The 25,130-nt window shown below is 46.5% G+C and carries 22 protein-coding genes; 21 read left to right on the forward strand and 1 reads right to left on the reverse strand.

Features of this window, described 5'->3' with window-relative positions; all coding sequences use genetic code 11:
- Window positions 1-7: 7 nt before the first annotated feature.
- The 18 genes from BLCOC_RS07110 (at window position 8) to BLCOC_RS07195 (ending at window position 20,433) form a co-directional block, all read left to right on the forward strand.
- Complete coding sequence (locus tag BLCOC_RS07110) at window positions 8-688, forward strand: response regulator transcription factor (protein WP_029470028.1); 681 nt, start codon at window positions 8-10, stop codon at window positions 686-688.
- On the forward strand, window positions 675-1,949 hold the full coding sequence (locus BLCOC_RS07115) for a sensor histidine kinase (protein ID WP_115624857.1): 1,275 nt from the start codon (window positions 675-677) through the stop codon (window positions 1,947-1,949). The genes BLCOC_RS07110 and BLCOC_RS07115 overlap by 14 nt, the downstream gene beginning before the upstream one ends.
- Window positions 1,950-2,183: 234 nt before the next feature.
- Window positions 2,184-3,395, forward strand: coding sequence for a dicarboxylate/amino acid:cation symporter (locus tag BLCOC_RS07120; RefSeq protein ID WP_165907219.1), 1,212 nt, complete (start codon window positions 2,184-2,186; stop codon window positions 3,393-3,395).
- 81 nt (window positions 3,396-3,476) lie between these two features.
- Complete coding sequence (locus tag BLCOC_RS07125) at window positions 3,477-4,760, forward strand: serine hydroxymethyltransferase (RefSeq protein ID WP_018593856.1); 1,284 nt, start codon at window positions 3,477-3,479, stop codon at window positions 4,758-4,760.
- Window positions 4,761-4,844: 84 nt separating this feature from the next.
- A complete protein-coding gene (locus BLCOC_RS07130) occupies window positions 4,845-6,395 on the forward strand; it encodes a histidine kinase (protein ID WP_018593855.1) in 1,551 nt (516 codons plus the stop codon).
- Window positions 6,373-7,077 carry a response regulator transcription factor gene (locus tag BLCOC_RS07135; RefSeq protein WP_018593854.1) on the forward strand — a complete coding sequence of 235 codons (705 nt, stop codon included), beginning with the start codon at window positions 6,373-6,375 and terminating at the stop codon, window positions 7,075-7,077. Before BLCOC_RS07130 ends, BLCOC_RS07135 begins: the two co-directional genes overlap by 23 nt.
- A gap of 112 nt (window positions 7,078-7,189) precedes the next feature.
- A complete protein-coding gene (gene hypB, locus BLCOC_RS07140; RefSeq protein WP_115624859.1) occupies window positions 7,190-7,864 on the forward strand; it encodes a hydrogenase nickel incorporation protein HypB in 675 nt (224 codons plus the stop codon).
- Between the two features lie 36 nt (window positions 7,865-7,900).
- Window positions 7,901-10,588 carry an FAD-dependent oxidoreductase gene (locus tag BLCOC_RS07145; protein ID WP_115624860.1) on the forward strand — a complete coding sequence of 896 codons (2,688 nt, stop codon included), beginning with the start codon at window positions 7,901-7,903 and terminating at the stop codon, window positions 10,586-10,588.
- Window positions 10,589-10,592: 4 nt separating this feature from the next.
- A complete protein-coding gene (locus tag BLCOC_RS07150; protein WP_115624861.1) occupies window positions 10,593-10,934 on the forward strand; it encodes a hydrogenase maturation nickel metallochaperone HypA in 342 nt (113 codons plus the stop codon).
- A 12-nt stretch (window positions 10,935-10,946) separates the two neighbouring features.
- Window positions 10,947-11,999, forward strand: a complete 1,053-nt coding sequence (locus tag BLCOC_RS07155) for a DUF5692 family protein (RefSeq protein WP_242999050.1) — start codon at window positions 10,947-10,949, stop codon at window positions 11,997-11,999.
- A gap of 260 nt (window positions 12,000-12,259) precedes the next feature.
- Complete coding sequence (locus BLCOC_RS07160; protein WP_018593849.1) at window positions 12,260-12,970, forward strand: SGNH/GDSL hydrolase family protein; 711 nt, start codon at window positions 12,260-12,262, stop codon at window positions 12,968-12,970.
- Window positions 12,971-12,990: 20 nt separating this feature from the next.
- Entirely contained in the window at window positions 12,991-13,443 is a 453-nt protein-coding gene (locus BLCOC_RS07165; RefSeq protein ID WP_115624864.1) for a NanQ anomerase/TabA/YiaL family protein, read from the forward strand.
- A 110-nt stretch (window positions 13,444-13,553) separates the two neighbouring features.
- The gene (locus BLCOC_RS07170; protein ID WP_018593847.1) at window positions 13,554-14,411 is read left to right on the forward strand and encodes an AraC family transcriptional regulator; all 858 of its coding nucleotides are present in this window, start codon (window positions 13,554-13,556) and stop codon (window positions 14,409-14,411) included.
- A 138-nt stretch (window positions 14,412-14,549) separates the two neighbouring features.
- Window positions 14,550-15,890 carry an ABC transporter substrate-binding protein gene (locus BLCOC_RS07175; RefSeq protein WP_115624865.1) on the forward strand — a complete coding sequence of 447 codons (1,341 nt, stop codon included), beginning with the start codon at window positions 14,550-14,552 and terminating at the stop codon, window positions 15,888-15,890.
- Window positions 15,891-16,028: 138 nt separating this feature from the next.
- The gene (locus tag BLCOC_RS07180) at window positions 16,029-16,859 is read left to right on the forward strand and encodes a carbohydrate ABC transporter permease (RefSeq protein ID WP_174717667.1); all 831 of its coding nucleotides are present in this window, start codon (window positions 16,029-16,031) and stop codon (window positions 16,857-16,859) included.
- A complete protein-coding gene (locus BLCOC_RS07185) occupies window positions 16,859-17,692 on the forward strand; it encodes a carbohydrate ABC transporter permease (RefSeq protein ID WP_018593843.1) in 834 nt (277 codons plus the stop codon). Before BLCOC_RS07180 ends, BLCOC_RS07185 begins: the two co-directional genes overlap by 1 nt.
- A 27-nt stretch (window positions 17,693-17,719) precedes the next feature.
- Window positions 17,720-18,832 (forward strand): Gfo/Idh/MocA family protein, encoded by a 1,113-nt coding sequence (locus tag BLCOC_RS07190; protein WP_029470022.1) that lies wholly within the window; start codon window positions 17,720-17,722, stop codon window positions 18,830-18,832.
- A 257-nt stretch (window positions 18,833-19,089) separates the two neighbouring features.
- Window positions 19,090-20,433: an MATE family efflux transporter gene (locus BLCOC_RS07195; protein ID WP_029470020.1), complete on the forward strand. Its 1,344-nt coding sequence runs from the start codon at window positions 19,090-19,092 to the stop codon at window positions 20,431-20,433.
- A 56-nt stretch (window positions 20,434-20,489) separates the two neighbouring features.
- Here the strand turns inward: BLCOC_RS07195 and BLCOC_RS07200 are convergent, their stop codons facing one another.
- Entirely contained in the window at window positions 20,490-21,533 is a 1,044-nt protein-coding gene (locus BLCOC_RS07200) for a LacI family DNA-binding transcriptional regulator (RefSeq protein WP_226984970.1), read from the reverse strand.
- A gap of 392 nt (window positions 21,534-21,925) precedes the next feature.
- Between BLCOC_RS07200 and iolG the strand changes: the two genes are divergently transcribed.
- From iolG to BLCOC_RS07215, 3 genes are read left to right on the forward strand one after another with little or no spacing between them, the layout of a single operon-like run.
- Complete coding sequence (gene iolG / locus BLCOC_RS07205; RefSeq protein ID WP_018593838.1) at window positions 21,926-22,942, forward strand: inositol 2-dehydrogenase; 1,017 nt, start codon at window positions 21,926-21,928, stop codon at window positions 22,940-22,942.
- The gene (locus BLCOC_RS07210) at window positions 22,939-23,727 is read left to right on the forward strand and encodes a hydroxypyruvate isomerase family protein (protein ID WP_018593837.1); all 789 of its coding nucleotides are present in this window, start codon (window positions 22,939-22,941) and stop codon (window positions 23,725-23,727) included. The genes iolG and BLCOC_RS07210 overlap by 4 nt, the downstream gene beginning before the upstream one ends.
- Window positions 23,728-23,764: 37 nt before the next feature.
- Complete coding sequence (locus tag BLCOC_RS07215; protein ID WP_018593836.1) at window positions 23,765-25,123, forward strand: MFS transporter; 1,359 nt, start codon at window positions 23,765-23,767, stop codon at window positions 25,121-25,123.
- Window positions 25,124-25,130: the final 7 nt, after the last annotated feature.

The following is a 25,130-nucleotide window of genomic DNA, read 5'->3' on the forward strand; positions in this document are numbered from 1 at the left end:
GATTTGTATGAAAGATATTTTGCTGGTGGAAGACAACAGGGAGCTGGCAGAGCTTCTGCAGGCATTTTTAGAAAAGGATGGGTTTTCTGTTTCTTCTGTTTCCACCGGGGAGGAGGCGTCTGCTTACCTGGAGGAGAATTGTGTGAAGATACTGCTTCTGGATATTATGCTTCCCGGCATGGACGGCTTTGCCGTCTGCCGGGCAGTGCGTGAGAAGGGGAATATCCCCATATTGATCATGAGTGCCAGGGCGGGAAAGGATGATAAGTTGAACGGATTTGAGCTGGGGGCGGATGACTATATGGAAAAGCCTGTGGACCCGGATCTGCTGACCGCTAAAGTAAGAGCGCTGATACAGAGGACCTATGGGGCCAGGACTGAGACCGATTACCTGGTATCCGGCAGTCTTACCATAGACAGAAATTCACGGAAGGTTTACCGGGAAGGCCGGGCGGTAGAGTTGAATGCGAAGGAGTATGAACTGCTGCTTTTGTTGGCTGAGAATCCGGGGAGAACCCTTCATAAAGAGTATCTGTTTGACCGTATATGGGGAAGGGAAAGCTTTAGTGAAAATCAGACTTTGACGGTCCATATCAAAATGCTGAGAAGCAAAATTGAGGAGGATCCCAGAAAGCCTGAGCGCATTCAGACGGTCTGGGGTGTGGGGTACCGGTATGAGGAAATATAACAGGATATTGGCAGTGTTTATAAGTCTCTATCTCCTTCTGGCACTGGGAACGGGTATGGTACTTTACCGGATGCAGGGGGAAAGAGACAGAGAATTCAAAGTGGAGATCAACCGGATCTGTTATGAGATATCAGTGGGAACACATCCCGGTCAAGTGGATCTGGGCAGATACAGGGACGTATACGGGATAGAAGTCCTGACCCTGGATGAAGCCGAAAACCGGGAGAACGTGGAAATGTTTTTTAAAGATGTAAATGACGGAAATGTTGTTGTGAAGCCCTGGATCGCAGACGGCAGTCTGAAAGGGTATCTCCGTTTTTTATATAGAGAGGAATATATGAGCCTGGACGGTGTGATGATGACCGTCCAGGCTGCACTTGCGCTTATGGCAGTCTCAGTGACAGGGGTGCTTTTATATCTCAAATACCGGGTGATCAAGCCGTTCAACCGGGTGAGTGAGCTGCCTTATGAGCTGGCAAAAGGGCATCTGAAAGGGGAAGTGAAGCAGGAGAAAAACAGGTATTTCGGAAATTTTTTGTGGGGCATCGGGCAATTAAAGGATACGCTGGAGGTGACAAAAAAGCGGAGGCTCGAGCTGGAAAGGGAAAAGAAAAAAATGCTGTTGTCCCTGTCCCATGATATGAAGACGCCTCTTGGGACCATTAAGCTCTATGGGAAAGCACTGGAACAGGGACTCTACGATACAGAGGAGAAGAAACGACACGCGGCCCGTCAGATCGGTGTGAAGGCAGAAGAGATTGAGGGGTATGTGGCGGAGATCGTGAGGAACTCAAAAGAGGATATACTGGATATCCGGGTAGAAATGGGAGAATTTTATCTGGAAGAACTGGTAAGGCGGGTGGCGGACACTTATGTAGAAAAGTGTGCGGTGCGGATGGTGGAACTGGTGATAGGAAAGTATGAAAACCGGATCGTGCGGGGGGATCTGGACAGGGCACTGGAAGTGATCGATAATGTGATGGAGAATGCGTTTAAGTATGGGGATGGGAGGAGGATCGAGTTTAGCTTTTATGAGGAGGATTATTGTCAGCTGATACGTATTTTTAATACGGGGGAGGCTGTGTCGGAGAATGATCTGAACCATATATTTGAGAGCTTTTTCAGAGGGACAAATAGTATGGGGCAGCAGGGGAGCGGGCTTGGGCTTTATATATGCAGGGAGATCATGAGGAAGATGGATGGGGAGGTATTTGCGGAGAGGGATAAGGATGGCATGGGAATTGTGATGGTTTTTAGGTAGTGTGAGGAATGTCCTGCCATGCTGATAAAGGAGATTGGTTTACGGAGCCGGCGGTTTGTCAAAAATTTTGACAGACCGCCGGTTTTCCTATAAATGGAGTTCCGCATCCTTTAAGTGTAAAATAGTAGAAAGAATTAATGAATCAGTTCCTATTTTTTCAGAACTGCATATGCGAAAATAGAAATATAGAAAAGGCCGCAATCAGTTTTATAAAATCAAATGGAGGTAGAAACAATGAAGACGTTAAAGAAAATCCCTATGTTCGGTCGGATCATCATCGGTTTTGCTGTCGGTATTATTCTCGGGCTGATATTTAGGGAAAAGGCAGCAGTGCTGGAGCCGGTCGGCAGTCTCTTTATGAGAATGCTGAAAATGCTGATCCTGCCATTAGTATTTTCTGCTATTGTAAGCGGACTGACAAGCATTCCGGACATGAAAAAGATTTACAGAATGGCAGTTAAGGCTTTCATACTGTTTATAGTCATGACAGCATTGGCTATCCTGACCGGAATGGTATTCGGAAATCTTTTTAAACCGGGGGTGGGAGCAAGTATTGTGATGCCGGTCACCGAATCTGTTGAAACCACAGATGTATCATTTATTTCAACAATATTAAATATGTTCCCCACAAATATCTTTGAAGCGCTTTCTACAGACAACATGCTTCAGGTTATTGTATTTGCTTTCTTCTTTGGTATTTGTATCGTGCTTTGCGGAGAGAAGGCAGAGCCTGTAAAGGTATTCTTTGACCGCGTGGCACAGGTTATGTACAAAATGACAGATGTAGTGATCGGTTTTGCCCCCATCGGTGTATGCGGCATTATGGCAGATATGATCGGTAAATACGGACTTTCCACTCTTCTGCCGCTGTGTAAATTTATCATTGTACTTCATATTGCGTTGATCGTATTTATCTTCGGGATCCAGGGGCTTTTAGTATTCTTAGGCGTGAGAATGAGTCCTCTCAAATTTTATAAAGGGATCATCGGCGGAATCAGTATGGCGCTTGCTACTGATAGTTCCGCTGCGGCACTGCCTGTTACCATCAAGGAGCTTCAGAATAATCTGGGTGTATCTGAAGCGGTCGCCAGCTTTATCATGTCTGTGGTAACCAACGTCAGCAAGAGCGGCAGTGCGTTATATCAGGGTATGACCGTGATCTTTATCGCCCAGGTAGCCGGTGTGGCTCTTACGCTGCCGCAGCAGCTCACAGTCTTTGTCACAGCGCTTCTGGCATCTCTGGGAACAGCGGGAGTACCAAGTGCAAGTATTGTAATGCTGACTATGACTTTAGGATGTGTAAATCTTCCGCTGGAAGGTGTGGCTCTTATGACTGGTATAGACAGGATCATCGGCGGCCAGAGAACAACTCCTAATGTGATCACCAACGCAGCGGTTGCTGCGATCGTTGAAAAACAGGAAAAGAAAGTAGTGCAAAAAAGATAAAACATAATTCCTAGAATCAATAAAAATATTTAAGATAATAGGCTTATCAAAAAAATGACAAATATCAGGAGGATCAGTATTATGTATATGGATGGAAGTTTTGAGATCATTAAAGAATTTGACCCGGAAATCGCACAGATGACGATTGCGGAAGAACAGCGTCAGCTCAACACACTGTGTCTGATCGCGTCAGAGAATTATTCATCCCCGGTTACAGTCGGAATGGAAGGGACTGTCTGGGCAAACAAAAACGCAGAGGGATATCCCGGAAGACGCTTCGCGGGCGGATGTGAACTGGCTGATAAAATTGAACTTATTGCCATCGAAAGGTGTAAAGAGCTGTTCGGCTGTGAATATGCAAACGTCCAGTCAATGAGTTCCACACTTTCTAATATAGCAGTGCTCAGAGCGCTTTTAAAACCGGGCGACACCATTCTTTCCATGGAGCTTGATCAAGGGGGACATTTAAGCCACGGCGCAAAATTCCATTACAGCGGGAAAACCTACAATGTTATCCAGTATGCACTGAATAAGGAGACAGAAATCATTGACATGGAGCAGGTAGAACGCCTTGCAAAAGAATACAAACCGCAGATGATCATCTGCGGAACATCATCTTACCCGCGTAAAGTGGATTACAAACGTTTTGGTGAAATAGCCAAAGAAGTGGGGGCTTACCTCATGGCAGATATCGCCCATCCGGTTGGTCTGATCGCGGCAGGACTCATCCCTTCCCCCGTCCCATATGCCGATGTGGTCACAACTTCCACACATAAGACATTCAGAGGGCCGAGAGGATGCGGCATCATCATGTGTAAGGCGGAACTTGGAAAGAAGATTGACTCCCAGATCTTCCCGGGAATGCAGGGCGCACCCAAGATGGATATGATCGCTTCCAGAGCTGTTCTTTTCAAAGAAGCTAAGACAGAAAAGTATAAAGAATATCAGCAGGCAGTGATTGAAAATGCAGCCGCACTGGCAGATGAACTGAAAAAATGCGGACTCAGACTTGTTTCCGGTGGAACAGAAACACATCTGGTATTAGTTGATGTAAGAAATCTTATCCCCACGGGACGACAGGCGGAAGAGGTTCTGGGAAAAGTCGGTATTGTGATCAACAAGAACATGATCCCTTATGACCCGCAGCCGGCAAATCTGGCAAGCGGTATTCGTATTGGCAGCCCGGCACTTACAACAAGAGGCTTTAGCGAAGAAGATATCCGTGAAGCCGCAAGACTTCTGGCGGATACTCTCAAGAACTATGAAAAACCGGAAGTGCTCGAAGAAATTGCCGCAAAAGTGAGAGCAAAGGCAGAGAACTACCCCATGTTCGCAGAGAAATGGATGCCTGTAACTGCTAAATAAAAATGAAAACTAGGAAAACGGCAGAATAGTTGAAAGTTCTGCCGTTTTTTTGGTACAATGAGCAAAAAACAGGGGTGTAAGCATATGGAAAAGATACAATACCTGGATTGGGGAAGAATAGAATGGATCTGTGAACCGGAATCAGGTTCCTCAGATCATCTCAGGGTGGGAATCAGTGTTATGAATCCCCACTCATGGCAGCCATGCCATCTGCATTACGGGGACGAGCAGTTTATGTATATTATGAGCGGCAGAGGATGGCAGAAGATTGGTGATTCAGAGAGTCTGGTCGAGCCGGGAAAATATTTTCATATATCATCGGGAATGAGCCATGAATCCAGAAATGACGGGGATGAGCCGCTGGTGAAGCTTCTTGTTTCCATCCCGGCCGTTATTTCCACGGTACATGTGGCTCCCGACAAAAGGGAAAAGACTATGAGTATGGAGGAAATTGATAATCAGGAGTTTTTGCGGGAAACGATCAAGGAATTGTTCAGGCATAACCTTAGGCCCCTGCGAATTCCAATTTCAATTTATGATGAAGACCAGGAGCTTGTATATCAGAATAGAGAGTTTCCTGAGTTTTGCAAAAAATGCTGTGGGATAGAAAAAAATATTTATAATTGTGAATTGTACAAAATAAGATCGACTTTTGTGCCTCCGTATTATGAAGGGGTTTCCGCTCATGCATGCGGACACGGACTGCTTTTATATATTCTTCCCATAGTTAGTGACGGGAAGCTGCTTGGCTTCATTAAGACTGGGCATATCAGAACGAGAGCTGTGAAGAGTGATGATGCGGCAGCCAGTATGGTATATAATGTGCCTGAAAGTACAGAGAACGGAATGCTTGACACAATTCGCAATATTGCTGAATCCATCTGCGCTCATTATCAATTTTGTATGGTCCAGGTGAACCTTCATAAAAACAAGAGGGAGCTTTCGGATAAAATACGTGAAGACGGACAGCTTCAGGAACATCTGAAAGTAACACGGAATCAGATGCTGAACCTTCAGATCAATCAGCACTTTCTTTTTAATACATTAAATACAATCGCCAGTATGGCAGTAAAGGAAAACGCTCTGGGTACCTATACCGCTATAGGAGATCTGGCGCAGCTTTTCCGCTATACACTGAGAACTCAGGAGACCTTTGTGCTGCTTCAGGACGAGCTTCGGTATGTGCGTAATTATACGAATCTGCAGAAACTGAGATTTGGAGACAGGCTAAGTGTTATTTATGATATAGAACAGGATCTTCTTGAATCACAGGAGGTACCCTTTAATTTCCTGCAGCCCATTGTGGAAAATTGTTTTAAACACGGATTCAAGGGTCAGGAAAGAGAGATGCAGATCATTATTATGGCTTACAAAGAGAAAAATTATCTGCACTTTAAAGTCAGCGACAGCGGAGGAGGATTTGGCGAAAAAACACGCAATGAGATAGAATATAAAATGGGAAACCAGGTACAGGCCAGCGGAACTTCAATGGTAGTCAGAAAGCTTCAGTCTGTTTTCGGAAATGATTTCAGCTATCAGGTGGAATCCCTGGATGGTGAGGGTACTGTTGTGAGTATAAAAATGCCGGCCGCCAGATCGGAGAGGAGCGTATATGAAAAGAGTATTATTAGTTGATGACGAAAAATCCTCCAGTGATATTATTAAGTTTTTTATCAAAAAGAACGGACTTCCGCTGGATATCGTCGGTGAAGCCTCAAACGGCAGGGAGGCTTTGATAAAAATAAATACTCTGAAGCCAGATATTGTATTTATGGACATAGAAATGCCATGGATGAACGGACTGCAGGTCATGGATCAGATTAAAAAGAATGCGAATTTTAAAACAGTTTTCATTGTGATCACAGCTTATGACGTGTTTTCCTATGTGCAGCAGGCTCTCAGGCTGGGAGCGGAAGACTATCTTCTGAAACCTGTGATGTATGAACAGTTTTGCGAAACCATGAAGAGAGTCCTGGGGTATGAATACTTTGACAACCCTTCCTTTAACAGTTTGCTGGCATACATTGATGAACATTATATGGAAGAGCTGCACTGCAGTGAATGCGCGGAAATGTTTAACATGAGCCAGAGCAATATTTTGAGATTGTATAAGAAATACCTGAACTGCAGTTTTACTGACTATATAAATGATGTCCGTATTCATAAAGCCATTGAAATGCTGGAAAGAGGGGACAGCATAAAGGATGTTTCCGGTTCTGTGGGATATAATAACCTGAATTATTTTTACCGTATTTTTAAAAAGAAAATGGGGGTTACGCCAAAGGAATATATTATGTCCGGTGAGGAAAACAAGTAGAGCTGGCGGTTTGTCAAAAATTTTGACAGACCGCCGGTTTTGTCTATAGTAAAAGGCGTTCAGGCATAGTATGATGATAGTATGAAACAGCGCGGAAAGGAGGGATGCGGAAATGGAAGCATTCCGTACCATTGAGGTAAAACGAAGCATTTTTGATAATAATGAAAGGCAGGCTGAAGAACTCCGCAGAGAACTGAAAAAAGAGAAGGTATTTCTTTTGAATCTCATGTCATCCCCGGGTTCAGGCAAGACCACAACTTTGCAGCGTACCATTGAGGCTTTGAGAAAGGAACTCAGGATCGGCATCATGGAGGCAGACATTGACTCGGATGTGGATGCCCGTACCATAGAGAATATGGGGGTGAAGGTGATACAGCTCCATACCGGCGGTATGTGCCATCTGGACGCGGACATGACCGGTCAGGGGCTGAAAGCCATGGGAACCGGGAACGTGGATCTGGCTGTGTTGGAAAATGTGGGAAATCTGGTCTGTCCGGCAGAGTTTGACACAGGAGCTGTGAAGAATGCCATGATCCTGTCTGTTCCTGAGGGAGATGACAAACCTCTGAAATATCCCCTGATGTTCTCTGTATGTGATGTGGTATTGATTAATAAAATGGATGTGATGCCGTACTTTGATTTTGACCTGGAAAAATGCAGGGAGAACATCAGACTGCGTAATCCCAAGGCAAAAGTGATCCCCATCAGTGCAAAAACAGGGGAAGGGCTGGATGCCTGGACAGATTGGCTGAGAACAGAAGTAAAAGCCTGGAGAGAAGAATCATAATAACTGCAAAATGGTATAGAAAGGGTGGGTTAGTATATGGCAAATTTAAGACCGAAAATTGTGAAGCTGGCAAAAATGGTCGGCGGTGTGGCGGGGGCAATGAACCGGATCGATGAGAAGGCCCCTGAGTATTACGCGCTGAACGCTGTGGTGACAGACGATATGGCAGATGTTGCCCTGGTCATGGGGCTTCGCCAGCCGCGTACATTTGAGTACATTGTGGAAAAATGCGGCAAGAGCAGGGAAGAGACGAAGAAGCTTCTGGACCGGCTCACATACACAGGTGTGGTAAAGGTATGGACAGATAAAAAGGATAAGAGAGACAGGTATTTTATAAATATTTTTGCTCCTGGTATGTTGGAAATGATGGTTAACAACCGGGAACAGCTTGCAGCGCATCCTGAGATCGGCAAGGCTTTTGAGGAGTACACCAGAAAGAGGATCGCACCTATGGCACCTCTTTTTCCGGAAGGAATGGCAATGATGCGGGTAACGCCTGTGGAGAGTGCCATTAAGGATCTTCCGGGGGTTCAGCCCTGGGAAAAGCTGTCCTATTATCTTAGAAAATATGACACGTTCAGCGTGTCTGACTGTTCCTGCCGTCAGTCCAGAAAAGTGCTGGGTGAGGGCTGCGGTCATCTGGAAAAGGATATCTGCATCCAGATGGGAACCGGAGCAGAGTATTATATCAGGACTGGAAGAGGCCGCCAGGTAAGCCGGGAGGAAGTGCTGGAAATCCTGAAATTCGCAGAAGACAACGGCCTGATGCATGAAATGCCCGCAACTGACGGGCTGGGGGAATCAGCCGCGATCTGTAACTGCTGTAGCTGCTCCTGCTTTTCCATGCGTATTGCAACCCTGTTCCGCACGCCGGATGCCATCCGTTCCAATTTTACCGCGGAGGTGAACCCGGAGGAGTGTGTGGCCTGCGGTCAATGTGTGGAAAACTGTCCCACAAATGCCCTGAAGCTGGGCCAGAGACTCTGTGCTAAGACACCGATCCCAAAAGCGGAGGAACCCACAGCCAGAGATCATGTGTGGAGTAAAAAGAACTGGAACATGGACTACAGAGAGAACCGTCAGGATGTGGCAGAGGAGGGGACTTCTCCCTGTAAGACAGCCTGTCCGGCTCATATCGCAGTGCAGGGATATATCAAGCTGGCGGCTAAAGGACAGTACAAAGAAGCCCTGGAACTGATCAAAAAAGAGAATCCATTCCCGGCGGTCTGCGGGCGTATCTGTCCCCATAGCTGTGAGGATGAATGTACCCGCGGCGATATTGACGAGCCAATCGCCATTGATGAGATCAAAAAATTTATTGCAGATAAGGAATTGGATGATGATGTGCGTTTTGTCCCGAAAAAGCGTTATCATCTGGGAAATAAGATAGCAGTCATCGGCGGCGGTCCTGCGGGGCTTTCCTGTGCGTATTACCTTGCCATCGACGATTATCAGGTTACTGTTTTTGAAAAACAGGAGAAGCTGGGCGGCATGCTGGCTCTTGGAATACCCTCTTTCCGTCTGGAAAAAGAGGTATTGAATGCAGAGATTGACGTGCTCAAAGAGATGGGCGTGGAATTTAAGACCGGCGTGGAAGTGGGAAAAGATGTGACGCTGGATGAACTGAGAAAACAGGGCTACGAGGCATTTTACATAGCAGTGGGCGCCCAGGGCGGACGAAAGCTGAACGTGGAAGGTGAGGACGCTTTGGGTGTTGTATCCGGTGTGGAATTTTTGCGTGAGGTGAATCTGGGCCGGGGCCGAACACTTTCCGGAAATGTGGTGGTAGTGGGCGGCGGCAATGTGGCCATTGATGTAGCGCGGACAGCAACCAGACAGGGTGCTGACACTGTAAAAATGTACTGCCTGGAGAGCCGTGAGGAAATGCCGGCTCTGGATGAGGAGATAGAAGAAGCAGAGGCCGACTGCGTGGAATTCCAGAATGGATGGGGGCCGAAACGGATTCTGACAGAGGACGGAAAAGTGACAGGCGTGGAATTTATGCGCTGTGTATCCGTCTTTGATGAGATGCACCGCTTTGCGCCAAAATACGATGAGCAGGATACCATAACAGTTCCGGCAGATGCTGTTCTTCTCTCTATCGGTCAGTCTATTGAGTGGGGCGGCCTGTTGGAAGGAAGCAAGGTGAAGCTGGGACGCGGAAACACGGCACAGGCAGACAGCCTGACCTATCAGACAAGGGAACCGGATGTGTTTGTGGGCGGTGACTGCTGCACCGGACCGAAGTTTGCCATTCACGCAATTGCAGCCGGAAAGGAAGGGGCAGTCTCCATCCACCGGTATGTACAGCCTGGGCAGACTCTGACTTTGGGGCGTGACAGAAGAGAATACCATGCGTTTGATAAAAACAATGTGGCGGTGGATCTGCAGAGCTTTGACAACACACCCAGGCAGCGCCCTGCCCACGCGCCGGAAAAGAAAGGTACCTTCCGGGATGACAGGATGACATTTACAGAGGAACAGTTGAAAAAGGAGACAGAGAGATGTCTCGGCTGCGGTGCTGTACAGGTGGATTCCTATATGTGTGTGGGCTGCGGCATGTGTACCACGAAGTGTAAATTTGATGCCATTCATCTGAAACGCACGGGTCATTCCAAACCGGATCTGTATGAGAAGCTTCCAGTAAAAATTGCGGCAAATGCAGTGAAGAGAAGCGGAAAAATTGCTGCCTCCTCTGTAAAAACTACCCGCAGAAAGGACTGATCCTATGCATGAACTGGGAATCCTGGATGCCATGATCCACACCATTGAGGATGTGGTGCGGGAAGAAGGGGCAGAAGAGATAGAACGGATCGTCCTGGAGGTGGGGGAACTCTCAGGTGTTGTGCCAAGGTATCTGGAAGAGTGCTGGCCTGCCGCCAGATATAAGACCTCCATGGAAGAGACGGAGCTGGAGGTGTGTGTAGTACCCGGCATTGTGAAATGCCGGGACTGCGGCAGCGTCTTCAACGCCATGGGATCTGATATGCGCTGTCCAAAATGTGAAGGGCAGCAGATGGAGATCCTTTCGGGAAATGATCTGATGATAAAAGAAATTCTATGTAAATAGGGGGGAATGGGTATGTTTGCATTTTATGAGGGTGTTCCCACAGCACTGGTACTGCTGGTGTGGCTGGGGGTATTTGTTAGTCTCTTTGCCCTCAATGAGGTGACACGGAGATTTAAGTGGGTGGGGTTTTCTGCGTTCGTGATCCTGCCTGTAGTGCTCACGATTTTGTGGCTTACGGCATTTAAAGATACTGCGTATATGGATTGGTTCCATCTGGCAAAGGTGTACTCCTCAACAGCGGGATGTATCGGCTTCTGGTGTATCAGGCATGTGAAAAAGCTGTCTTCCAACAGGATAGCGCTTTGTTTTCCGCCGCTGATCCTGGCCATCAATATCTGTGAGGCCGTGCTGCGTGATTTTGAGATCGGAAGATATGTGACGCCGGTTATGGAGTATACCAATAACCAGACACAATACTATATCGGCGGGGCCTGGAACTACATGAATGGGATCGCAGGAATCCTGAACATTATCACTATTACAGGATGGTTTGGAATCTGCATAAGGGCTGTGACGAAAAAGGACGGGAGCAAAGATATGCTCTGGCCGGACATGATGTGGTTCTGGATCGTAGCCTATGATTTATGGAACTTTGCGTACACATATAATTGCCTGCCCACACATGCCTGGTACTGCGGATTTGCTCTGCTTTTGGCTCCTACAGTCTGCGCATTCACGGTGGGAAAAGGCGCATGGCTGCAGCACAGGGCACATACGCTGGCGCTGTGGTGCATGTTTGCCCAGACCGTGCCTGCCTTCCAGGATGCCAGCCGTTGGATGGTGCATTCCACATCCAGCAAAGCCATTGCGGATGCTGCCATCCGGCAGGGATATGTGGCCGCGGACGGATATACAGCACTGGTGGAGCCGGGTATCTATCAGCTTGCTTCCGCAAGCCCAAACACAACGGCACTTTTTGTGGTAAGTCTTCTTGCGCTTCTTGCAAATGCGGGGGTATTTATTTATATGATCCTGCACATCAAAAAGACGAAACGCAATCCGTATAAGACGGATCTGTATATAGACCTGGCGTCCTATCAAAAGATAAAATCGCTGGCAAGATAGACAGGATAATGTAAATCCGTTATAATAAAAATAAAATAACAGGTGTGTCCGGAAATCGGAAGACTGCCAAAAAGGTTCTTTATAAGGAGCTTTTTGGCAGTCTTTTTTGAGTACACTGCAAAATAAGCATATTGTGCTATTTTTGAGCGCATGTTCCGTATCGGAGTCAGAAGGTATTTGTTATAATTAAAAAAATATCAAGTCACAGACGGCTGTGAACAGACAGCAGTATGGGCATTGGAAAAGAGGAGGGATGGCGCATGATTTCAACAAAGGAGGGATATACCAGATCGGAGTATTTTTCCAGCATTGCGGCGGCGGACAGTAGAAGAAAAGAATTTGACATTAAAAACCATTCTCTTATTTATACGGAACAGAAGCCGGATTTTCTGTTTATAGGAGATTCTATCACCCATTACTGGGAGTTAAATGCATACTTTAATCTGCCCGGACAGTTGATCGTGAACAGGGGCATCGGAGGAGACACTACAGAATTTCTGAAAAGGCGGTTTTACGTGGATGCTCTGCAGCTAAAGCCTAGATACTGCATAATGGGGATTGGGATCAATGACTCCATTGAACTGGAGGGCGATTATTGGAAGAGACTGGAGCCGAAGCCCTATGATGAGGTTTTGACAACAGCTCAGAACAATATCAGCAATATCATATGCCAGGCAGAAAATACGGATACCACTTTAATTCTTACCTCTCTTCTGCCCATACACATACCCATTTTACTAAATGAAGCGATCCGGAAAAGATACATTAAAGAGATGAATGAGTGGCTGGCGCAGACAGCGAAAAGGAATAAGCTGATTTTTGTAAACTATTATAATACCACCACGTTTCCGGGAACTGAAAAGCTGCTGGATGGCATTACTTATGACGGTCTGCATCCCAATGCAAAAGGGTATGAAATTATGGCAGGCGTTTTGAAGAACACCCTGCACCAGTACAAGATCGATCTGTGATATATCAGGAGGAAAATACAATGATCTTTGATTCGATTCAAAACAAAGAAAATTACAGAGAGTACGAAATGCTCTATCAGATACTATGCTATCTGGACAGTCTGAAGCAGGGGGAGCTTCCCCTGCCGGATACAGTGATCTGTGAGAACCGCGTTTTCTGCAATCCTGTCTCTCTTACATCAAAACCGGAAGAGGCCTGTATTTATGAAGCACACAAAAAATATATTGATTTACACTATATTGTGGCAGGAAGAGAGGGAATCGCTACAGCAGATGTCAAGTCCCTGACTGAGTCAGTCCCTTACAATGCGGAACGGGATATTGTCTTTTATAAAGGCAGCGCGTCTGGTCGTTATCTGCTGAAGCCGGGTGATTTTATGGTGTGTTACCCCAGCGATGCCCACATGGTGGCAATCATGGAAAATAAGCCGGAAAATATAGAAAAAGTGGTAGTTAAGATAAAAGTACAGTAGACAGTAAGAGAGGGCAGCTATAAAGTGCAGATCGACAGGCGTATCTTCACTGATAGCTGCCTTGCTTATTGTTAAAAGCTGCATAAAAAATTTACAAGGGGGATTCCTTCATGTCAGTGATTGACAATATACGTTTTACATTTCTCTACATTGATCTATATTCCATGGGAAGAACATGGGTATATCCGGAATCGGTCATACCGTATAACATTTTTCGTTACATTGTGAAGGGAAAGGCAGAGTTCTGTATTGACAGTGAAGAGATTCTGGTGGAAGAGAACCAGATCGTGTACATACCCAGTGGGTGCAGAATGTCCTGCCATGCGCTCAGTGATACATTTGAATTTTTTAGTATCCGTTTTACCACCTCTGTTTTTTATGACGGTGAGGATGTATTAAAAGAATACTATGGAATACCAAGGGTTACTCAGAGTATGGGAGAGGATAATTATTTCAAAGAGATCTACAGGTGGGTGAAGACAGAGCATATGGCGAAGAAATGTTTTGTACGGGGATACCTGGATCTGCTCATAGGCTCCCTTGCAGTAAGAGGAGAGAAAATAGACAGGGATAAAGGGGAAATTAAAACAGAAGAGTATGATTTGGAGAGGATTAAAAAAAGAGCCATGAAAACGAAGAAACAGATCGATCCAAGAGTGCAGATCGTGGCGGATTATATCGTTCTCCATCCCAAAGAAAAATATACGCCTGAAAAAATGGCAAATATGGCGGAACTGAGCAAGCAGAGGTTCAGCGGCCTTTTTAAGGAAAATATGGGAAAAACGCCTATGGAATATGTGAGGGAGATCCGGCTTACAACAGCAGCCAGGGCTCTTTTGGTGAGCAATGATAATGTCAACGATATTGCCTATGAAGTAGGATATGAGGATGCCAATTATTTTATCAGGGAGTTTAAAGCAGCGTTTGGGTTTACCCCGAACCAATACCGAAGGGTAGCAAGAGAATAAGAATAAGACTCTAGTGCTATTATTGAGCGTTTGGTTAGTAGATGTACACAAAAAAAATAGGTAAAATAAACCTACAATAAACAAATCGATACGGCCGATATCGGAGATCAGAAAAAAGTCAACAGAGAGGAGAGCTTTATGAAAAGAAAATTAGCGATTTTGATGGTAGGTGCCATGATAGGTTCCGCCATGCTTACAGGATGCGGACAGGACGGGAATACAGAAAGCAAACAGACAGCAGCGGAAACAGGAGAATTAAAAGGTGACATTACATTTTGGCATTCCTTTACACAGGGGCCGCGTCTGGAGGTTATACAGGAGACAGCGGACCAGTTTATGAAGGATAACCCGGATGTAAATATAACCATAGAGACATTTTCCTGGGGTGATTTTTATACGAAATGGACCACAGGCCTTGCATCCGGGAATGTGCCGGATATGAGCACTGCACTTCCCGGTCATGTGGTAGAGATGATGGACGCAGAGGCACTTGTTCCCCTGGATGACCTGATCGACGACATAGGAAGAGATAAGTTTTCAGAAACGGCCCTGTCGGAGGGGGAAAAGGACGGCACCTGCTATTCCCTGCCATTGTATTCCCATGCGCAGGTCATGTGGTACAGAAAAGATCTGCTGGGGGCAGCAGGCCTGGAAGTTCCAAAGACATGGGATGAATTTGCCAATGCGGCAAAAGCCCTCACAAAAGACGGGGTTTACGGATGTTCCTTCCCCTGTGGTTCCAATGATCTTATGGGAACACGTTTCTTGAACTTCTATGTGAGAAGCGGCGGCGGGAGCCTCCTTACAGATGATCTGAAAGCGGATCTGACAAGTGATCTGGCCCTTGACGGTATTCGATACTGGCTGGACATTTATGAAAATTGTTCTCCGAAGGATTCTGTAAATTATGTAGTATTAGATCAGGCAACCCTGTTCTATCAGGGAAAGACAGCCTTTGACTTTAACTCCGGTTTCCAGATTGGCGGTGTTGAGACAAACTCTCCTGATTTGGTGGATCAGATTGACTGTGCACCTCTTCCGAAGATAAATGCGGATGACCCGGAATATGGAGCGGAAACTTCCAATATTCCAATGGTTGTATGGGAGAACTCAGAACATCCGGAAATATGTAAGGAATTTATCAAGAAATTATATGAGAAAGATACCTATATCAAATTCCTGGAGGCAACACCGGTGGGTATGCTGCCATCCATTACAGGTATATCTGATACACCGGAATACAAAGAGAATGAAACCGTACAGAAGTTTTCCAATGCGGTAGATGTAATTACAAAAACCATGGATATGGGTACTGCCATAGGATTTGAAAAAGGCCCAAGTGTTCAGGCCGGTCTTCTCACATCCCAGGGAATCATAGAAAGTATGTTCCAGGATATTATCACAAATGGAACTGATGTGGAAAAAGCTGCACAGGCAGCAGAAGACAAATTGAATGAGGTATTCAGCACTGTACAGTGATTTTGAATACATAACCTGTTACCAGGGACTGCCCGAACCACCACGAAGGGCAGTCCCATCCCTCAGAAAGGCGGCATTTTGGTGAAAAGAAAAGTAAAATTTGATTATGCCCGCTGGATTTTCGTACTTCCTGCACTGATGGTTGTGGGGATACTGTTGATATATCCCATCTTTTCCAGTTTATATTACAGTATGACGACCAAGCATCTGATCAAGGCTTCCTATGATTTTATAGGATTGGAAAATTATAAAGCGGTTTTATCAGACTCTAATTTTTATAAAGCATTTTTGACCTCCATACTCTGGACAGTGGGTTCATTGTTAGGACAACTGTTTATCGGATTTACAGCAGCGCTGGCCATTCATCGGGTGAAGATTGGAAAGGGAGTTTACAGAACCCTGATGATCATTCCCTGGGCATTCCCCTCTATTGTGATCGCACTTTCCTGGAAATGGATACTGAATGGTGTTTCAGGTTTCCTTCCTAACTTTCTTGTCCAGTTGGGCATCTGCAGCGAACTTCCGCAGTTTTTAAGTGACAGCAGCCTGGTATTTCTGACATTGATTTTTATTAATGTCTGGTTCGGCGCGCCGATGATCATGGTAAATGTGCTGTCCGCGCTGCAGACCATTCCCCAGGACCAGTACGAGGCGGCTCAGATCGACGGTGCTTCCAAGTTCCAGCAGTTCTGGCATATTACGGTACCGCATATTAAGATCGTAGTCGGCCTGTTGGTAGTGCTTCGTACCATTTGGGTATTCAATAACTTTGATATTATTTATCTTCTTACAGGGGGCGGCCCTGCAAACGCCACCACCACAGTTCCTGTCTATGCATATAATATGGGCTGGGGAACAAAACTTCTGGGCAGGTCATCTGCAGTTACTGTGCTTTTGCTGGCATTCCTGCTGCTGGTTTGTGTGGTTTACTTTACGATCATTGGAAAATGGGAAAAGGAGGACAAGTGATGACAAATCAAAAAGAAAAGATCGGCAATGGACTCTGCCATGTATATTTGATCATTTTGTCCATGATTGCTTTTTTTCCGCTGGTATGGGTTTTACTGTGTTCTGTAAAATCTTCGGGAGAGCTGACTGCAAATCCAACCCGTTTTCTGCCAAAGCACTTTACACTTGAAAATTTTACCCATGTGATTCAGGACCTGGGATTTGCAGGAAATATCAGCAACAGTTTGATCATTGCAATATCAACTACCTGCATTGCCATAGTGATATCATCCATGGCTGCATACGGAATTGTAAGATTTTTTCCGAAGCTGGGTTCTATTATGTCAAAGGTTCTGGTGGCAACTTACATGTTTCCTCCCATCCTTCTGGCGATTCCCTATTCTATGGTCATGGCAAAGCTGGGTTTTGTCAATACCAGAGTCGGGCTTGTCATCGTGTATCTCTCCTTCAGCGTACCTTATGCTGTGTGGATGCTGGTAGGCTTTTTCAAGACAGTGCCGCTGGGGATCGAGGAAGCGGCAAGGGTGGATGGAGCCAATAAGCTTCAGACTTTTGTGAGAATTGTACTGCCCCTGGTCATGCCGGGAATCGTGGCAACAGCTATTTATACATTTATCAATGCGTGGAATGAATTTTTATACTCTTTGATCCTGATCAACAGCACAGATAAGATGACAGTGTCTGTGGCGTTAAAATCTCTTCAGGGTTCAGAAATCCTGAACTGGGGAGATATGATGGCAGCATCTGCCCTGGTTGTGGTTCCGTCCGTGATATTCTTTATGTTTATACAGAATAAGATCGCAGGTGGCATGACTGACGGAGCAGTAAAATAACTTTGGATATATTTGGAGGTAATGGATATGAAGACAATAGGATATGCAATTGTGGGTACCGGTTATTTCGGCGCGGAACTTGGACGTATTATGAAGGAGCAGGAAGGAGCCAGGATCGTGGCTGTCCTTGACCCGGAAAACGCCCAGTCTGTAGCAGAGGAGCTGGGATGTGACGTTGAAACAGATTTAGATACCCTGTACAGCCGTGAAGATGTGGAGGCAGTGATCGTGGCAACACCTAATTACCTGCACAAGGAACCGGTCATAAAGGCGGCAGAGCACGGGGTAAATGTTTTTTGTGAAAAGCCTATCGCCCTGAGCTATAAGGACTGTGACGAGATGGTAAAAGCATGTCAGCAGCACGGTGTTACCTTTATGGCGGGCCATGTCATGAATTTCTTCCGGGGGGTGCGTCATGCGAAAAAATTGATCAACGACGGAGTGATCGGAAAAGTCCTGTACTGCCATTCTGCCAGAAACGGATGGGAAGAACCGCAGCCGTCAATCTCCTGGAAAAAGATAAGGGAAAAATCAGGGGGACATCTGTATCATCACATTCACGAGCTGGACTGTGTACAGTTCCTCATGGGCGGAATGCCGGAAACAGTTACCATGACAGGCGGAAATGTTGCGCACCAGGGGGAGGAGTTCGGTGACGAGGATGACATGCTGTTTGTAAATATGGAATTTTCTGATAATCGCTATGCGGTTTTGGAGTGGGGGTCTGCCTTCCACTGGCCCGAGCACTATGTGCTGATCCAGGGCACAAAGGGTGCGATCCGTATTGATATGTGTGACTGCGGGGGCACATTAAAGGTAGACGGAAAAGAGGAGCATTTTCTTGTCCACGAGTCCCAGGAGGAGGATGATGACCGTACCAGAATATACCACGGCACCGAGATGGACGGAGCCATTATGTACGGAAAACCAGGTAAGAAACCACCCATGTGGCTTCACAGTATCATGAAGAATGAAATGAAATATTTAAACGGAATCATGCACGGAGCAAAGGCAGACGACGAATTCCGGCCCCTGCTCACAGGAGAGGCGGCAAGGGCTGCCATAGCAACAGCCGATGCATGTACCATGTCCAGATATGAGAACCGCAAAGTGCAGCTGAGAGAAGTTATAGGAGAGTAGAGCCGCGTATAAAGGATACAATAACATTTGCGAATCTTCTCCTGACAGCGCCGGAAGAATCTTGACAAATAAAAAGTCATGTTATATAATGACAGCGTTCATCGGAGGGTGAACCATTCTGAAAGAAATGGTAACCGGATAAGATGCTGGCTGAAATGCCTGCCTCTTATCCGGTTTTTTGTGTGGGTTTATGGCCCATTATAGTGTGAAAGCCTCCGTGGAATGTACATTACGAGCAAAAGGAGAAAAATGAGAGTATGAGTCAAGGACAGAATTTTACAAAAGGAAAAATCCTGATGCCGCTTGTTAAGTTCGCTCTGCCGGTGCTGGCAGCTATTTTTCTGCAGACCATGTATGGGGCGGTGGACATGCTGGTCGTGGGACAGTTCGCCCAGGCGGCTGATGTCTCGGCTGTTTCTACGGGAAGCTGGCTGATGCAGCTTATCACAGCGTTTGTGGTGGGAATCGCCATGGGAACTACGATTTTACTGGGAAGAAAAATCGGTGAGGGAAGAGCTGAGGAAGGCGGAAAGATCATTGGGGCAAGCATCATGCTTTTCATTGTCATCGGTGTAGTGATAACTGTTGTCATGGAAGCTTTTGCAGTGCCCATTGCAAGGATCATGCAGACACCGCCGGAGGCGTTTGACGCAACAGTCTCTTATGTGAGGATATGCTCGGCCGGAGCTTTATTTATTGTGGCATATAATGTCATCGGAAGTATTTTCAGAGGACTTGGGGATTCCAGGATGCCGCTTCTTACAGTGGCTATTGCCTGTGTATTTAACATAGCCGGAGATTTGCTGCTGGTGGGTGTTTTGGGCATGGCCACTGCGGGAGCTGCCATTGCCACAGTGCTTGCCCAAGTGCTGAGTGTGGTGATCTCGCTTCAGATCATCAGAAAGAGAAAATTTCCGTTTGTATTTCATAAAAGGGACATTGTATTTGACAGGAAACGGATGGGAGAAGTGTTTCGGCTGGGATTCCCCATTGCGTTTCAGGATGTGTTGGTAGGAATTTCATTTCTGGCGATCACAGCTATCGTCAATTCGCTGGGTGTGATACCGTCAGCCGGGGTGGGCGTGGCGGAGAAGCTGTGTGGGTTTATCATGCTTGTGCCGTCTGCCTTTAATCAGTCTATGGCAGCATTCGTTTCCCAGAATATGGGGGCAGGGGAATCCGGAAGGGCAAAGAAGGCCCTTCTGTGCGGAATCGGAATGTCGCTGGCAGTGGGAGTCCTGATGGCTTATGGCGCGTTTTTCCACGGGGATATCCTGTCAGGGATCTTTGCCAGGGATGCAGAGGTTATTGCGGCTTCAGCAGAATATTTGAAGGCGTATGCCATTGACTGCCTGCTGGTCTCCGTAATGTTTTGTATGATCGGATATTTTAACGGTTGCGGGAAGACATTGTTTGTGATGGTGCAGGGAATCGTGGGGGCTTTTGGGGTGAGGATCCCGGTATCGTTTCTTATGAGCCGAATGGTGCCGGTTTCGTTGTTTGGTGTGGGACTGGCCACGCCTTGTTCTTCAGCGGTGCAGATTATTTTATGTGTGGGATATTTCTTTTGGGTGAACCGGAAGAGGATAAGAGAAGAATAATATGATATGAAGGCAGTGCGAACCTTCAGCCGGTTCACACTGCCGACGCTGCGCTGTTACAGGTTTTGTGAACAGAGGATGGAGATATTGGCAGCAGTATCCTGGGCAGGCGGAAGCTTTTGTTTGTGAAGATAGTCCCTTAAATATATCAAGGGAAGGTACCCCTGGCGGTGAAGGTCCTGGGAGATGGAAAAGTCTATGGTTCCATCCAGAAGGAGAGATCTTGTATGTTCTGACATGTCGTGGCAGATGATACGGATCTTTCCTTTTTTTTGTGCGGTTTCCACTGCTTTGGTACAGCCGGCTACACTGCGGTTTGCCATATAGATAGCTTTTATGGAGTCGTCCGTCTGAAGAGCCTCCAGGACTTTTTTGTAGGTGAGCTGATAGTTATTGTAGGTTTCTATGACCTGGATCTGGTCCTGTGGGAAACCAATCTCAGCCATGCGGGTGCGGAAACCGTCCAGGCGGGCACGGTGCCCGTCGAATTCCAGGTTGCCGGCCGCGGCAAGTATTTTGCCGGATGGGGGAATGCATTTGCTCATGAGTTCGGCGGCGATCCGGCCGCTTTTTGTATAGTCCTGACCAATAAAGCAGAGTCTGTCAGTGCCGGGGAGATCGCTGTTAAAAGTAATGACCGGAATGTCTTTTTCTGTAAGGGATCGGATCTTCTCCTCAATAGACGAGTCGTTCATGGTACAGACGGCTGCGCCCTGAATGCCTTCTTTCAAGAGAGCGTCCAGCTTTTCGATACTTTCCTCCGGAATATCAGTTTCACATTCTTCTACCAGGATCTTTACATGGAAATCGGTAAGCTCTGCCTGGGCAGCTTCGATGCCGCGCATGATCTCCCAGCGGAAGTGACCGGTCCAGTTGGGCAGGAGCACGCCAAGCTTGATCGGCGGGAATCCCTGGCCGAACAGAGTTTTCTGATAGGTGCTCCTGGGAGTGAGATAGCCTGTCTCCTGAATGGCGGCCATGACTCTTTCGTAAACATCAGGACTTACATGGGAACGGTTGTTGAGAACCCGGTCGACTGTTCCCCGGGAAACTCCCGCTTTGTCAGCAACCATTTGTATAGTTGGCTTTTTGTTTATCATGATTCCTCCTGTTTATATGCGCGTGCTATTGCACGTGGATGACATTTTTATTTTATAAATGAATTCTATCATATGGAGGAGAGGATTGTAAATAGGGGAATTGGCTAAGTTTAACAAAAGAAAAAGCGGTAAGACCTGATAAAATGGGGTGTTCAAAAGCACAAATTTGTGAAATGTAGCTAAAAATGAAAAAACAAAGGCGGAAATGTTGACAAAGCACATAGTCTCTCCTATAATTATAAGTGCAAAAGCACATAAGATGCAAAAGCACAAAAGGAAAATGAAGACAGCAACAGAGGATGTGCTGAGATGCAGTCCTGTGCGTCCGTGTTCGGGCCAACTGAAGCAGGCGGGCGAAAACAAAATGATGGAGAGTAAAGGAGCGTATTGAGATGAAAGCAGGAATTATCGGAGCAGGCAGAATCGGAAAGGTACATGCAAAGAATATATCTATGTTTGTGCCGGAGGTGGAGATCAAGACAGTTGCGGACCCTTTTATGAATGAGGAGACAGAGAAGTTTCTGAGAAAATGCGGTGTGCAGAACGTGACAAAGAATGCGGAGGACATTTTTCAGGATGAGGAGATCGAGGCAGTTTTGATCTGTTCTTCCACAGATACGCACTCTAAATATATTATAGAAGCAGCCAGGGCAGGAAAACATATTTTTTGTGAAAAACCGATAGACTACGATTTGGACAAAGTAAGAGAAGCGATCCAGACTGCAGAGGATGCAGGTGTGAAGCTGCAGATTGGATTCTGCCGCAGATTTGACCATAATCACAGAGGGGTTTATGACATGGTGCAGTCCGGCAGAGTGGGGAAAGTGCAGATGATCAAAATTAGCTCAAGAGACCCGGAGCCACCTGCCATTGAATATGTGAAGGTGTCCGGCGGGATTTTTTATGATATGATGATCCACGATTTTGATATGGCCCGTTTTCTGGCAGGAGGTGCTGAGGTAACCGAGGTTATGGCAGCAGGCTCTGTGCTGATCGACCCAGCTATCGGGGAAGCGGGAGACGTGGATACGGCTGTTGTCGTGCTGAAGTTTGACAACGGGATCATCGCAACCATTGACAACAGCAGAAAGGCTGTCTATGGGTATGATCAGAGAGTGGAAGTGTTCGGTTCCGAAGGATGTGCCCGCAATGAAAATGATGTGCCGAATACAGTTAAACTCTCAGATGCCGTGGGAACCAGTTGTGAGAATACATATAAGGTGATGTGGGACCGCTATACAGGTGCATTTGTATCAGAAATTCAGGCATTCGCAGATGCTGTGGAAAATGATAAGGAGACACCGGTTACCGGGATGGATGGACTGTATCCGGTACTGATGGCAGCGGCGGCCACAAAATCCCTGAAAGAGGGAAGACCTGTAAAGATTGAGGAGGTAGAGGGAAGATGAGTCTGAGAAAATGTGCCTGTATTGATACTCTGTATACAGAACTGCCCTGGGAGGAGAGATTCGGGGCAGCAAAGAAGGATGGATTTGACGCTGTGGAGTTCTGGGACTGGAGAACCCGTGATCTGAAAGCCACAAAGAAAGCAGCAGATGAGGCCGGGATTTCTGTCAGTGGCTTTAACGGAGATGCGGACTATTCCCTGGTTGATCCGGATCACAGAGAAAAGTATGTAGAATATCTGAAAGAGTCCATCCGTGCAGCGAAAGCTGTGGGGGCCGGCAGTGTGACCGTTCATTCCAATGCCCTGGGAGACGGAGGGATTGTGGTAAACCACTATGATGATCTTTCCCACACGGTGAAGCTCTGTTCCATGTACCGTACCCTTCTGGACTGCGTGAAAGTGGCAGAAAAAGAAGGGATAAACCTGAACCTGGAAGCTCTGAATATTACTACAGACCATGTCGGAAACTTTCTTGAACACACACAGATGGGCGCCGAAATCTGCCGGCTCATCGGCTCACCGAGATTAAAGCTCCTCTACGACGTGTATCATATGCAGATAAATGAAGGATGTATCTGTGATACCATCTCCAATTACAAAGACCAGTTCGGACATATCCATGTGGCCGACGCTCCGGGGCGTCATGAACCGGGAACGGGAGAGATCAATTATAAAAAGGTACTGCGTCATTTAGAAGCGTGCGGTTATACAGGATATGTGGGTTATGAATTGTTTCCGCTGACAGATACAGCTTCGGCTGTGAAGGCGATCATGGAAGCGTGCTGAAAAATAAATTGAGAGATCATGTGGCGGGGAGGTCATTATGAAGAAGAAGATAACCTTTGGGACGAGAGTAGCTTACGGATGCGGGGATACGGCCTGTAATATTGTGTATGGAATGATATCCACGCTGCTGACATTGTTTTATACAGATTATGCGGGGATTTCACCGGTGACCATCGGTATTGTCATGCTGGTGTCAAGAGTATTTGACGGCAGTTCAGATCTGATTATGGGATTTTTAGTGGACAGGACAAAGTCAAAATGGGGAAAATCAAGACCATGGATCCTGTGGATGACGGTTCCCTATGCCATAGCGGCGATCCTTATGTTTACAGTGCCGCACACTACAGACTTTTTAAAAGGAATCTACATATTTGTCACTTATAATCTGACCACAACAGTTATTTATACGGCTATCAATGTGCCTTACGGTTCACTTTCCACCATGATGACCAGGGATTCTTATCAGCAGGATCTGCTTTCCATTTTCCGGATGATCCTGTCACCGGTGGGGCGTATCATCTCAGTGACTTTTACTATGCCTCTTGTGAAAGTGTTTGGAAATGACCAGTCTGCATGGGTTAAGACTATGTGTATCTGGGTCGCCATTGCTGTAGCGCTGCTGTTGTACTGTTTCTTCCGGTGTGAGGAGACTGTGGTGACAGAGGCGAAAAAAGAGGAAAAGCGTTCCGTCGGGGTGAACATAAAGGCTCTGGTGACAAACAAGTATTTCTGGTGCGTGCTTGGGCTGTGGTCTATTCAGGTCATCCATATGACGATTGTCGGAACAGATCTGCCGTATTACTGTAAATATATCTTTGGAAATGACACTTGGATGTACAGCACCCTGTATTTTCTGGAAACTGTGTGCATGATCGGCGGCGCAGCAGTCTGCCCGTTTCTGATCAAAAGATGGGGGAAAAGAAATGTCACCCTGGCGGGCTGCCTTATAGCAGTCGGTTCACAACTTCTGGTGCTGGCCAACCCTTATAATTTCCAATGGTTGTTTTTCGTGACACTCATCCGTTCTATCGGAGCCTCCCAGCTCTCAGCCACTATTTTCGGCATGTTGGGAGATGTGGTGGAGTATGGCTGCTGGAAAAATGGATTCCGCCAGGAAAGTCTTGTATTCGGCGGTGCAAGTCTGGGATTCAAGGTGGGAACCGGTATCACAAGCGCTATAATGACAGGCCTGATGACATTGAGCGGCTATATCAGCTCAACCGGGGCACAGGTGGTGCAGCCGGAGTCCGCTGTGAGGACGATCGGAAAGATCTATCAGTTTGGTCCCATCATTGTGTGGAGCGCAGCAGTGCTGATCCTGCTGGTATATAAGCTGGATAAGATGTATCCGCAGATTGAGCGGGATTTGCTGGAGAGAGAAATAAAGGCAGAATAAAAATCTA

This window comes from Blautia coccoides (genome assembly GCF_034355335.1).
Classification (GTDB): domain Bacteria; phylum Bacillota; class Clostridia; order Lachnospirales; family Lachnospiraceae; genus Blautia; species Blautia producta.